The sequence below is a fragment of the Cellvibrio mixtus subsp. mixtus J3-8 genome (genome assembly GCF_000766945.1).
GTDB classification, from domain to species: Bacteria; Pseudomonadota; Gammaproteobacteria; order Pseudomonadales; family Cellvibrionaceae; genus Cellvibrio; species Cellvibrio mixtus_A.
In genome coordinates, this window is record NZ_KN266214.1 from 98,862 (window position 1) to 111,653 (window position 12,792).

13 protein-coding genes are annotated in these 12,792 nt (G+C 49.6%); 7 read left to right on the forward strand and 6 right to left on the reverse strand.

Annotation, left to right across the window (positions count from 1 at the left end; all coding sequences use genetic code 11):
* Positions 1-76 precede the first annotated feature (76 nt).
* Positions 77-739 carry an imidazole glycerol phosphate synthase subunit HisH gene (gene hisH, locus A596_RS19720; protein WP_039918064.1) on the reverse strand — a complete coding sequence of 221 codons (663 nt, stop codon included), beginning with the start codon at positions 737-739 and terminating at the stop codon, positions 77-79.
* 3 nt (positions 740-742) lie between these two features.
* Positions 743-1,336 (reverse strand): imidazoleglycerol-phosphate dehydratase HisB, encoded by a 594-nt coding sequence (gene hisB / locus A596_RS19725; protein WP_039918066.1) that lies wholly within the window; start codon positions 1,334-1,336, stop codon positions 743-745.
* A 203-nt stretch (positions 1,337-1,539) separates the two neighbouring features.
* Between hisB and A596_RS19730 the strand changes: the two genes are divergently transcribed.
* Complete coding sequence (locus A596_RS19730; protein ID WP_039918067.1) at positions 1,540-2,178, forward strand: porin family protein; 639 nt, start codon at positions 1,540-1,542, stop codon at positions 2,176-2,178.
* A 174-nt stretch (positions 2,179-2,352) separates the two neighbouring features.
* Entirely contained in the window at positions 2,353-3,051 is a 699-nt protein-coding gene (locus A596_RS19735) for a hypothetical protein (protein WP_084128695.1), read from the forward strand.
* Positions 3,052-3,129: 78 nt separating this feature from the next.
* On the opposite strand, the gene A596_RS19740 is transcribed toward A596_RS19735, so the two are convergent.
* Both A596_RS19740 and A596_RS19745 read right to left on the reverse strand, forming a co-directional pair.
* On the reverse strand, positions 3,130-4,428 hold the full coding sequence (locus tag A596_RS19740) for a dicarboxylate/amino acid:cation symporter (RefSeq protein WP_039918068.1): 1,299 nt from the start codon (positions 4,426-4,428) through the stop codon (positions 3,130-3,132).
* Positions 4,429-4,501: 73 nt separating this feature from the next.
* Positions 4,502-4,777: an HU family DNA-binding protein gene (locus A596_RS19745; RefSeq protein WP_039918070.1), complete on the reverse strand. Its 276-nt coding sequence runs from the start codon at positions 4,775-4,777 to the stop codon at positions 4,502-4,504.
* 184 nt (positions 4,778-4,961) lie between these two features.
* On the opposite strand from A596_RS19745, the gene A596_RS19750 reads away from it, so the two are divergent.
* The 5 genes from A596_RS19750 to A596_RS19770 all read left to right on the forward strand — a co-directional run bounded on the left by A596_RS19750 (position 4,962) and on the right by A596_RS19770 (position 10,324).
* Entirely contained in the window at positions 4,962-5,537 is a 576-nt protein-coding gene (locus A596_RS19750) for a chorismate--pyruvate lyase family protein (protein ID WP_039918072.1), read from the forward strand.
* A 65-nt stretch (positions 5,538-5,602) separates the two neighbouring features.
* Positions 5,603-6,622, forward strand: coding sequence for a 4-hydroxybenzoate octaprenyltransferase (gene ubiA, locus A596_RS19755; RefSeq protein ID WP_084128698.1), 1,020 nt, complete (start codon positions 5,603-5,605; stop codon positions 6,620-6,622).
* 137 nt (positions 6,623-6,759) lie between these two features.
* The gene (gene phoB / locus A596_RS19760; RefSeq protein ID WP_039918073.1) at positions 6,760-7,458 is read left to right on the forward strand and encodes a phosphate regulon transcriptional regulator PhoB; all 699 of its coding nucleotides are present in this window, start codon (positions 6,760-6,762) and stop codon (positions 7,456-7,458) included.
* 172 nt (positions 7,459-7,630) lie between these two features.
* The gene (phoR, locus tag A596_RS19765) at positions 7,631-8,857 is read left to right on the forward strand and encodes a phosphate regulon sensor histidine kinase PhoR (RefSeq protein ID WP_235425795.1); all 1,227 of its coding nucleotides are present in this window, start codon (positions 7,631-7,633) and stop codon (positions 8,855-8,857) included.
* A 300-nt stretch (positions 8,858-9,157) separates the two neighbouring features.
* Positions 9,158-10,324 carry a lytic polysaccharide monooxygenase gene (locus A596_RS19770; protein WP_235425789.1) on the forward strand — a complete coding sequence of 389 codons (1,167 nt, stop codon included), beginning with the start codon at positions 9,158-9,160 and terminating at the stop codon, positions 10,322-10,324.
* A gap of 87 nt (positions 10,325-10,411) precedes the next feature.
* On the opposite strand, the gene A596_RS19775 is transcribed toward A596_RS19770, so the two are convergent.
* Together A596_RS19775 and A596_RS19780 are read right to left on the reverse strand one after the other, a co-directional pair.
* A complete protein-coding gene (locus A596_RS19775) occupies positions 10,412-10,828 on the reverse strand; it encodes a DUF2141 domain-containing protein (protein WP_052417725.1) in 417 nt (138 codons plus the stop codon).
* A gap of 201 nt (positions 10,829-11,029) precedes the next feature.
* Positions 11,030-12,790 (reverse strand): ABC transporter transmembrane domain-containing protein, encoded by a 1,761-nt coding sequence (locus A596_RS19780; RefSeq protein ID WP_039918079.1) that lies wholly within the window; start codon positions 12,788-12,790, stop codon positions 11,030-11,032.
* Positions 12,791-12,792: the final 2 nt, after the last annotated feature.

A 12,792-nucleotide genomic window follows, 5' to 3' on the forward strand; every position in this document is an offset into this window, starting at 1 on the left:
ATCTTTCGATTGGGTAGGTTGGGCAGCAATGCCCAACGCGAGGATAGATTTTATGTGTTGGGCATTGCTGCCCAACCTACGCCTTGCCATTCCAGTGCAAAAAATTCTTCAATAACTGCAAGCCTGCCGTGTGGCTTTTTTCCGGGTGGAATTGCACTGCGAACAAGTTGCCGCGCGTCAAGGCTGCGTGAAATTCCACGCCGTAATTGCAAGTCGCCGCGACTAGCGCCGCTTCCCGGGCGTGGATATAAAAACTGTGCACGAAATAAAAACGCGCATTTTGCGGGATATTAGCCCACAACGGATGGTCATTGTGATGTACCTCGTTCCAGCCCATATGCGGCACTTTCAGCGCATTCCCTTCCGCATCCTTGTGATGCTCGCCGAAGAACTTCACCTGACCCGGCAATATGTGGATGCAATCTACCCCGTTGTTTTCTTCGCTGTGATCCATCAACGCCTGCATACCGACGCAAATGCCCAACACCGGTTTTCCAGTGGCGATTTGCTCGCGCAGCAGTTGGTCAAAACCAAGGCGTTTGATTTCCGCCATACAATCGCGGATCGCACCGACACCGGGGAAAATCACCCGATCAGCCGTCGCAACGACGGCTGGATCAGAAGTTACAACCACATTTTGTTCGGGAGCTACGTGTTCGAGTGCGCTCTTGACCGAGTGCAAATTGCCCATGCCGTAATCAATCACGGCGACGGTTTGTTTTCTTTCCACGTCAGTCATTGCTTACAGGGTTCCTTTGGTGGAAGGAGTAATACCTTCCATACGCGGATCTTTTTCCAGGGCCATGCGCAGGGCGCGACCAAAGGCTTTGAAGACAGTTTCAATCTGGTGATGCGCATTATGGCCGCGCAAATTATCCACGTGCAGGGTCACGCCAGCGTGGTTGACGAAGCCCTGGAAAAATTCCCAGAACAACTCCACATCAAACTGGCCAACACGTTTTTGGGTAAAGGGGATTTGCATTACCAAACCGGGGCGGCCGGAAAAATCGATCACTACACGCGACAAGGCTTCATCCAGCGGAACATAGGCATGGCCGTAGCGACGAATGCCTTTTTTATCGCCCACAGCCTTGGCGATAGCCTGGCCAATGGTGATGCCGATATCTTCTACCGAGTGGTGATCATCAATGTGTGTGTCGCCGTCGCAAGTCACGTCCAGGTCAATCATGCCGTGGCGGGCGATCTGATCCATCATGTGTTCAAGAAAAGGAACACCGGTATTAAACACGCCTTTACCGGCACCATCCAGATTAAGGCTGACGCTGATTTTGGTTTCCAGGGTGTTACGGGTGACCTGGGCGATACGGTCGGACATAAGAAAACTCACAAAAGATAGAAGTGCCAACAAGCTAATACACAGAAAGCGCGAATTATATAGACTTGGCGCGCTGAATTCACGGAAAGCCGCGCTATAAGTACGATTGTTAAGTTAGCGTACAGATTCTGCTGCGCAAAATTCTGCTCCAGGGGCGGTAAAAACTATCGCCAGCACCTTTCAATCACTGATGGATCACCCTTATGTTCACACCCCTGAGCAACCCCATGGCCATGATCAAACCGCTGGTATTAGGCAGTTGCCTGCTAGCGTGCAGCCAACTGGCCCTCGCCCAATCCAATAACAATGTGCGCCAAACCGGCTGGAGCTGGTCAGGCCATGTAGACCATATCAATATCGACAAACAAGCCGCAGCTGAACAGTGGATTGAAGACACCGCCTTCGCTATCGGCGGTGCCGCAGAATATTATGCGAGCGATAGCGAAAATACCTTGTCGTTAGGCGCGAGTGTTTTGTTCTACCGCGATAACGCCGAATTCTCCCAATATGTCGAAGATTATTGGGGCGATGTGGATTACGAAGAATCCGATGCAAATGCGTTTATGCTGTTTGCGGAATACGGTCCCAAATACCGCTTTGGCCGCGACAATATGACATTCTTCAGCGTGCGCGGTGGCGTGAGCGGCATACTCGGTTCCGAGCGCAGTATTAGCAATTGCAGAAATTGTTATTCTGAAGATATTGAAATCGACGGTGGTTTATACGGGGTTATCGGTATCGGGCAAACATTGGGTGCAATTGATATCGGCCTGCAGTTCCAGCAATACTTTAGCGGCGACCTCGATAACACATTGCGTTTGAAAATTTCAGGGGCCTTCTAAAAAATTTAGTCGTCTGGATATGCACCTGATGGCACAAAAAATGCCATCAGGTCGATTTATGCGGTTGCTTTGGTTTTTATAAAAAGTTGGTATTAGGGCTCACTTGCGTTTACCCCGTCTTGGTTTACTTTTAATTCGCGATTAATGAATTTCGCGACCGGAAGGATTGTAAATGTGATTAGTTATAATGATTACCAGAGACTAAGCTTGAACGACCCACTCAACCCCATTCGCCAGTTAATTGCGCAGGCGCAAGTGCAGGATTCCGCCTCGGGGAAGTTATTGGAATTTGTTGAGTGCCGAAAAACCCGCTTGCACACCGCTATTAAATTACCGGAAGACCAGGCAGCTAAAGGTCTGGCAGATTTTATTGTGCGCTATATAAAACATGTACCGGATTTTATTGATGCCATTCGCACAATGGCACAAGAGGCCGGTATTTATAGCGAAGTAGAACCATTATTAAAAATTGCCAGCGATTATTTTTTATCACCACCATCCATTATCGATCCGCACAGCCAATTGGAAGCGTTGCTGGATGAAGCCTATCTCGCTCATCGTTTGCTCGAAGAAGTGAATGATCGCTTTATGGCCAAGAGTGGAATTCCCCTCGCGCCCATGGACATGACAGTAGCGAATGTGATCGCACATGAATTAATTGGCGAGCCCTTTGCGAATGAGTTGGATCAGGCAGTGCTATTTTCTGCGGAATTGTTATTGAACGAACATAAATTTGAAACAGGCAATATCGCCGATTACGTCAATACGCACAAAAGCCGTGGCTGGGCAGAGGAAATGGAGCGCTGGCCATGTCTGGTTGATGACCTTGTTATCAGTGTGGAATTTGATTCGGAAAGTATTACCCGGCATTAAATGTATTTAAAATTTTGCACATAAAAAAAGCGAATTGCTGATAGGCAATTCGCTTTTTTTATGTACTACGTTGACACGTCAGGCAGGATCGTTCTCGGCATTCAGCGTCGGATTATTATAGCGTTCCACATCCAGCATTTTTTCACTTTTTGCCACTATGACTGCAATGACTGCATCGCCCGCGACATTAACACCGGTGCGAATCATATCCAGCAATCGATCAACACCAATAATTAACGCAATACCTTCCACCGGCAAACCCACCGATTGCAGCACCATCGTCAAGGTCACCAAACCAACACCGGGAACACCGGCAGTGCCAATTGAGGCAAGCGTCGCGGTTAAAATCACCATTAAATAACCAGCGATACCAATATCGATATTGTATGCCTGCGCAATAAAAACCGTGGCAACACCTTGCATGATGGCAGTGCCATCCATATTCACCGTAGCGCCGAGGGGGACAGAAAAACTGGCAACTTTATTATCCACCCCCAAATCATGTTCGACAGTGCGCAAAGTGATAGGAATAGTGGCATTACTCGATGCAGTACTGAATGCAAACAGCATGACTTTTTGCATTTTTTTGAAAAAGATAACAGGGCTTAAACCCGAGAGAATTTTAATCAGTGCCCCATAAACACCGATACCGTGCAAAAACAAAACGAGTACGACAGTAAAAAAATATTTGGCTAAATCGAGAATGACGCCGACACCTAGTGATGAAAATAATTTAGCCAGCAGACAAAAAATCCCATAAGGCGCCAGCTGCATTAACATCATCACCATTCTAATAATCACATCGTTGAGATTATTAAAAAACACCACCATATTGCCTGCTGCTTCACCACCGGTACGCGAAATTGCCAGACCAAACAAAATCGAAAAAATAATGATCTGCAACATATTGGCTTCAACCATGGATTGCAGCGGGTTACTGGGCACAATATCAATCAGGGTATCTTTAATGGAGGGAATTTCCGGCGCGGTAAAATTACTGGCAGTGGGAATACCTACGTCAGCGCCCGGTTGGATAAACACCGCACACGCAATAGACAAAGCAACTGCAAAGGAAGTGCAACACAAGTAGAGTCCCAGCGTTTTTCCAGCCATCGGCCCCATACGGCTTTGTCCACCCAGCGCAGCCGCCCCGCACACAAGGGAGACAAATACCAGCGGTACAACAAGCATCTTGAGCGATGCTATAAAAATTTTTCCGACCGCATCAAACAAGCCGTCAATCACAAACATTTGCAACCATTGGCTTAAACCGCCGATCTGGCTTTGATCCTGATTGATGCCCAAAGCTACATTGAAAATTATGCCGACAATTGTCCCCAGCACCATGCCCAGTAAAATTTTATTGGTTAGAGACATAGATACACCCCGGAATTATTGTTAGTTGATAGGCGGGTGAGGGCGGCATGGACATGCCGCCGGAAGGTACTGGTTATTCGTTAACCGAGTCTTTAAGGGCTTTGCCCGCTTTAAAGGTTACGGTTTTACTGGCAGCGATCTGGATAGTCGCACCGGTTTGCGGATTGCGGCCTTCGCGCGCAGCACGCTCACTCACGTTGAAGGTGCCGAAGCCCAGCAATGCCACAGATTCACCGCGAGCAAGCGCATTGGTGATCTGCTCAATGAACGCTGAAACGACTAAATCAGCTTTGTTAACTCCCAGATCAGTGTTATTAGCCAAGGCTACAACGATATCGGTCTTGTGCATATTTTCTTCTCCTAGATATTAAATCGCCCGGGGAGTTTACCTGCATTAATGGCATTGGGGCAGACTTGCAGCGGCATTTTGCACGCTCATATGCATTCAAGCTGATAAACTGCCGGCCGCCCGGCGCGATTGCGATTATTTATCCGCCAAAGATACCTACACGCTGACAATTTGCAGGAGATTTGTGTTGCTCCAGGTTGTGACTCACTCACGCAAGCCATTGTTATGGCGCCCGATTGATCGCTGGCAACAATTACGGCCACCCTCGATATTGCGCGATTGGTTGGCCGATGCAGGCTCATTAACGGCACGCCTGATTACCAAAAGTGAAGGCCGGTTCCAGGTGGAAGTATTGCGCCAGGTGATTGGTCGCCCCGACTTGAACGAATGCCAGGTGCTGGGCGTTCGCACCGCCGGGCTTGCACTGATCCGCGAGGTGATCCTCAAAGGCAATAATCAACCCTGGGTGTTTGCACGCAGCGTGCTGCCATTAACCAGCCTGACCGGCGAGTTGCGTCATCTGCGCAAGCAAACGAATCGCCCGTTGGGCGCATTTTTGTTTAGTCAGCCACACCTGGTGCGCAGCCCGATTGCGATTGCAGCGATTAATCGCGATCATGCTTATGTCCCTTTTCGGTTGGTGGGATCAGCGATTCTGTGGGGGCGCAGATCCATCTTTTCCCTGCATGACAAACCCCTGCTGGTAAGCGAAGTATTCCTGCCGGATTTCATCGCCAGCTTACCGAAAACAACGGCATAATCCGGCCACCTTCGATATACCGAAAACAGGTGTATACCAATAACAAGGCTACAGGCGCTCTGGCGATGACTACTGTTAACGATAATCCACCCCCTACTCCTAACGCTCCCGGCGATACCGAAACACCCGCATCCACACCATCTCTGCCGGAAGTAACTAAAAATCATGCGGCGAAAATCCTTAAACAGGCAGGGAAATCGCACAAAACGCACACATCCGGTAATTTGCTGTTACAAAAAGCACCCCATTACTGGAAGCTAATGCGCATGGATCGTCCCATCGGTACCTTGCTGCTACTCTGGCCCACACTCTGGGCGTTATGGATTGCGGCGAAAGGTGTGCCGGGCCTCAAAAATTTGCTGATTTTTGTGTTGGGTGTGATTGTGATGCGTGCTGCTGGTTGTGTGATTAACGATTTTGCCGACCGCAAAATTGACGGCCAGGTACTACGCACCAAAAATCGCCCGCTGGCTACCGGGGCAGTATCCAGCCGCGAAGCCATCGGGCTCTTTATCGCGCTGTGCCTGATTGCTTTTGGCCTGGTATTAATGACTGATCCACTTACCATCAAGCTTTCAGTAGGCGGCTTGATTCTCGCCTTCAGCTACCCCTTCATGAAACGCCACACACATTTACCCCAGGTGGTGCTCGGTGCCGCATTCGCGTGGGGAATTCCTATGGCATACGCCGCTGAAGCGGGCGAGCTCGACCGGCACATGTGGTTGATCTATATCGCCGTGGTGTTGTGGACCGTGGCCTATGACACCTTTTATGCGATGGTCGATAGGGACGATGATTTGAAGATCGGCGTGAAATCCACCGCTGTTTTATTCGGTGAGCAGGATCGGGTTATCACCGGCTTGCTGCAATTTCTAACGCTATGGGCATTGGTACTGGTAGGGAAGCATTTTGGGTTGGGTACTTTTTATTATCTCGGCCTGGTGGTTGCTGCCGGATTATTTGTTTACCAGCAATGGTTAATCCGGTTCCGCGCGCGCGAAGCCTGCTTCAAGGCATTTCTCAATAATAATTGGGTGGGAATGGCGGTTTTTATGGGAGTTGCCGTTGATTATGCTATTAAATAACCAGGCAATTTGAATCCTGGAACCTGGATAAAATTTTTTGCCTGTCATAAATGTGTAACACTGAACTTATTTAATAAGCTGCAACAATAGCTTCATAAACCATGGAGCGCCCCGTAGTTATTTCAGGCAGAACACCTATGACTGGTCGCAAAATTCTGATCGTTGATGATGAATCCGCTATTCGCGATATGTTGCGCGTGGCACTGGAGATGGCCGAGTATCAGGTCATGGAAGCAAGTAATGCGCAGGATGCCCACGGACTGATTATCGACGAAAAACCGGATTTGATCCTGCTCGACTGGATGATGCCCGGCACCAGCGGTATTGAGCTGGCGCGCCGCTTGAAGCGCGATGAAGTCACCGCCGGAACCCCGATCATTATGCTGACGGCCAAAGGCGAGGAAGATAACAAAATCCAGGGCCTTGAGGTCGGCGCCGACGATTACATCACCAAACCTTTTTCCCCGCGTGAACTGGTAGCCCGCCTGAAGGCGGTACTGCGCCGCGCCGATCCCCAAATCAATTCTGCACCTATCACCGTACAAGGCTTGTGCCTTGATCCGGCCAGCCACCGCGTGACAATTAACAATCAATCCGTGGACATGGGCCCCACCGAATATCGCCTGCTGGAATTTTTCCTGACCCACCAGGAAAGGGCTTATACTCGCAGCCAACTCCTGGATCACGTCTGGGGCGGCAATGTTTATGTGGAAGAGCGCACGGTGGATGTCCATATCCGCCGCTTGCGCAAAGCCCTCACCATCGACGGCCACGAAGACCTGATCCAGACCGTACGCGGTACCGGTTATCGTTTTTCTACCCGTATTGAAGCCTGATTTAACTGCATATTGAGTATCTAATGACGATGAGCCCCGTGGATGGGTTTACGGCGTGTCTCACCATGTTTATCGTCGCTGGATACGGATTTAAAACCGAGAGGCTTCCACGTTGTTAAAAGGTTTCAGCACCGAACTCCAGCGTATCCTGGTCATCCTTGTTATCTGCAGTGTGATTGGTTTTTTCAGCGATCACTATTTGCTGTGGATGCTCTTCGGCTGCGCCGTTTACATCATCTGGATGCTCTGGCAAATGCGTCGCCTTAACCAATGGCTGGTGCGCCAGGAAAGCGAACATCCTCCCGAGGCCAGCGGTATCTGGGGCCAGATCTTCGACAATATCTACCAACTGCAACGCGACCAGCGTCTGGAAAAAGAAAACCTTCAGGCGGTGATAAAACGTATCCAGGAAATCAGTTCGGCGCTAAAAGATGGTTTGGTGATTCTGGATGCTCGCGGCCATCTGGATTTCTGGAATCCGGCGGCGCACCGTATGCTTGCACTTAGCACCAAAGACCAGGGCCAATCGGTCATCAACTTTATTCGCCACCCCAAATTCGTCGCCTACTTTGAAGAAGGCAATTACGAAGAGCCGCTGGAGCTGCCATCAACACGCTTTCCCTCAAAGCACCTGCAATTCCAGATCACATTGTTCGGCAAGAACGAGCGCCTGATTGTGATCCGCGATGTGACCCAGCTGCACAATCTGGAAAAGATGCGCCAGGATTTTATTGCTAACGTTTCCCACGAATTACGCACACCGCTGACAGTGATTAACGGCTATGTGGAAACCCTCGCCGATAACAATACAACACCCGGTTGGGATAAGCCCTTGCAGCAAATGTCGCAGCAATCCAAGCGCATGTCGTTACTGATTAACGATTTGCTGGTTCTCTCCAAACTGGAAACAACTGAAGCAGGGCACAACCACAAGCCGATCAATATCGAACAGCTACTCGCCATCGTTAAGAGTGAAGCGGATGTATTGAGCACCGAGAAAAGCCAGCAACTGACGTTGATCTGCAACAACACAACAAAACCGCTCCTGCTGCACGGCAACGAAAAAGAGTTACACAGCGCTTTTTCCAATCTTGTCACCAACGCTATTAAATACACACCGCCGGAAGGCAAAATCAGCATGCTGCTGTGGCAGGACCAAAAACATTTTTACTTTTCCGTGAGCGATAACGGGCCAGGCATTGAAGCCCAGCATATCCCGCGCTTGACCGAGCGTTTCTATCGTGTGGATGCCAGCCGCAATAGCAGTACTGGCGGAACCGGTTTGGGTTTGGCGATCGTAAAACATGTGCTCATGCGTCATGATGCTGAACTGCAAATTACCAGCGAACCCGGTAAGGGCAGTATGTTTATTTGCGTCTTCCCGCTGCCGCATAAATGAGCATGACACTTTTCTGGCGTCAAATGACAACCTTGTCACTTTTCTCCCCACTTGTCTGAAAATCGAACGCTGACTGCTATAGCAAACGGAATTTTCTCCCAAATTCGAACTTCTTTCTAAAACTCTTACCCTGAAAACGGAAAGTCGGACTCGCCAAAACAACGTTGTCATTTTAGACTCGCTCCACATGCAATGAACCTGACGCCAAGTTCGGTTGACTTGCATGAGTTACATAACAAAGCGAACACCCCAAGGTTCGCCCCGCTATATGACCAATCTAAATTACCCAGGAGATTGAGAGTGAAAAAGACAATAATGAAATGCGGTGTTTCCGCTGTAGTACTGGGCTCTTTACTGGCTGCTGGCCAGGCATTTGCCCACGGATATATTTCTTCTCCAAAAGCGCGCTACATCCAATGTGCTGAGAACGGTATTGAAAACCCGTCTCACCCTGCATGTATCGCTGCCAAGGCAGCTGGTAACGGCGGCCTGTATACCCCACAAGAAGTTGCTGTGGGCGGCGTAAAAGACAACCATGAGTTCTTCATTCCCGATGGTCGCCTCTGCTCTGCAAACCGTTCCAACCTGTTTGGTATGGATCTGGCGCGCACTGATTGGCCTGCTACCGCTGTAACTGCTGGTCCACGCACTTTCACCTGGACTAACACTGCTGCGCACAAAACCATGTACTTCCGTTACTACATCACCAAACAAGGTTACAACCACAGCCAACCACTGCGTTGGAGCGATCTGGAATTGATCCATGATTCCGGTAAAGCAGACCAGGAAGCCGTTTCCAACCACGTAGTAAACCTGCCAGCACGTACCGGTCGTCACATTGTGTACAGCATTTGGCAACGTGACTGGGAGCGCGACGCAGCTGAAGGTTTCTATCAGTGTGTGGATGTTGACTTCGGTGGCAGCACTTCTTCTGTAGCTAGCACCAGTTCATCTGTGAAGAGCTCTTCTTCTGTGGCGTCTTCAGTAGCCTCTTCTGTGGCTTCAAGTGTATCTAATGACACTTGCGCTGGCCTGCCAACCTGGAGCGCAAGCAGTACTTACACTAACCCACAACAAGTGAAGCACAACAACAAGCGCTACCAGGCTAACTACTGGACCCAAGGCAATGACCCAACCACCAACTCTGGCCAATACAGCTACTGGTTGGATCTGGGTGCGTGTGCTGGAAGCCCGACCTCTTCTTCAGTTGCGTCAAGCGCTGTAGTGAGTTCATCCAGCAAATCAAGCACTGCTGTTTCCAGCGTAGCGTCTTCAGTATCAACTGGTAACTGTACTTCTCCTGCTTACGTAAATGGTTCTACCTACGCGAATGGCGCCAAGGTAACCAACGGTGGTAGCGAGTATCAATGTACTGTTGCCGGCTGGTGTAGCGTTGGCGGCCCATACGCTCCAGGCACCGGTTGGGCTTGGGCGAATGCGTGGTCTTTGGTTCGCAGCTGTAACTAATACGTAAGGATTTACACCGGAATTTCCTGCAAGTTAATCCGGAGTAAAATAAAAAACGGCAATCCCACAAGGATTGCCGTTTTTTATTTAGCGCAACTGAATTTCTATTTCAGTGGCTTTATCCAGTAACACCTTGGCTTCCTCAAAAGAGGGTTGGCCAAAACTGCCACCACTATTGGAAAACCCGTAAGGCTCGGTGGGAATGCCAATAGAATTCTTATCGATAAAACCATTGTCATTTTCATCCTGGAATAACTTTACCGCATAGTGACCAGCGGGAAGATCCCCCAGCGAAATGAGGATTGGTCCTTCCACCATTTTGATTTTCCGTACTGTAACCCACTGGTTATTACTGTCGTAATGCGCAGCTTGATCGTAAACCGCTACCAGTAAACTGCCATTAACATTTTTTACCTTATCTACCTTCAGCGTCAGCTCATGGGCCAGTGACGGCACACCGAACGCAACCAATGCCATACCTGCCAGCGTCATTATCATTTTCATCGCAAAACTCCTTATTTAGTTTGGGTAAACACAACAACAGAATAATGAGCCGCGCTTCATTACACAGGTGTCATTTCTCAGTAATTCGCGATGACAAGGCTCACCAGATGCCGATGACAAATGTCCTGATTTACTAACAGAGGTTTGCCATTAAGCGTGCGCGATCACTGACAAATACCGACCGGCTGCTAAAGGTGCAGGTTATATTTCCTGAAAGGCCGCCGATTGTAATTGTAATCGCGCAAGCTGCTGATATAACTCGCTATTGGACATCAACTGTTGATGCGTACCGCTCGCCACAATTTTTCCCTGTTGCAACACCAGAATTCGATCAGCATTAATCACCGTTGATAACCGATGCGCAATCATAATCGTGGTGCGGTTTTGCATTAAACGCTCCAGCGCCTGCTGCACAATTTGTTCACTGTTGGAATCCAGCGCACTGGTCGCTTCATCCAATAATAAAATCGGACGATCCGCAAGAATTGCACGCGCAATTGCGATACGCTGTTTTTGTCCACCGGATAACCGTACCCCGCGCTCACCCAAAAAGGTATCCAGTCCCTCCGGTAATTTTTCAATAAATTCCATCGCAAACGCCGCATCGCACGCCGCCAATACATCCATATCTGTTGCATCCGGGCGCGCATAGCGCACGTTATCGCGCAGGCTTGCAGCAAATATCACCGGATCTTGCGGGACCAATGCAATACGTTCACGCAATGCATGGATATCTGCTTCACGGATATTTATACCGTCCAATAAAATCTCACCGGCGTGTGGATCATAAAATCGTTGCAGCAACTGAAACACCGTCGTTTTACCAGCACCGGACGGCCCCACCAACGCAATTTTTTCGCCGGGATTAATGTGCAAATTAAATTGTTCGAACACCGGCGCATCGGGGCGCGATGGATAAGCAAATACAATATCGCGCATAGTTAATGCGCCGGTTGCAGGGACGGGCAACGCCACCGGATTGTTCGCCAGGGGTAATCCCGAAGGTGTTACCAATAATTCCACCAATCGTTCGGTAGCACCCGCCGCACGCTGCACATCGCCAATCACTTCCGAAATAGTCCCCATCGCACTGGCAACAATCACCGCGTAAAAAATAAACGCAGATAACTCACCGCCAGTAATCTCGCCACTTAATACATCGTGACCACCTACCCATAAAATTAATGCAACAGCACTGAATACCAACGTGATTACGGCCGCGACCAGTAGTGCGCGCTGACGCACACGTTGAATACCCGTCGCAAAGGTTGACTCCACGCGCTGGTTAAATTCATACGCGGAAGCGGCTTCGTGACCGTAAGCCTGCACGGTGCGGATTTCATGGATAACTTCATCAGTGTAAGCACCAACATTAGCCACCGAATCCTGGCTCGCTCGCGCCAGGCGGCGCACACGACGACCAAACGCAATAATCGGCACCAACACAAACGGAATCGCCAACAACACCAATAACGTGAGTTTCAAACTGGTGATTGCAAGCATCACCAATCCACCCAATAACAAAAGTGCATTGCGTAGCGCCATAGAAACACTGGAACCAATAACCGTTTCCAGCTGCGTGGTGTCATTGGTTAAACGCGAGAGCACATCACCCGTGCGGTTCTGTTCAAAAAATGAGGGAGAAAGCGTGAGCAAATGGGAAAACACACGGCGACGCAGATCCGCTGTAATGCGCTCCCCCAGCCAGGACACCAGGTAAAAACGCGCATAGGTCGCGAGCGACATCACCAGAATCACCACCAGCAACCCCAGCAGCGCGTAATTCAATAGTTCCGGGCTACCCGCTACAAACCCCTTATCAATTACCTGTTTCAAACCCTGGCCAATCAGCAGCACCGAAGCAGCGGCAACCACTAACGCCAGCAACGCGAAACTTATGCGCACACGGTAAGGGCGAATTAAATCAAGCAGAATCTGGCGGCGGGAGAGAGGCAGGGTCATAG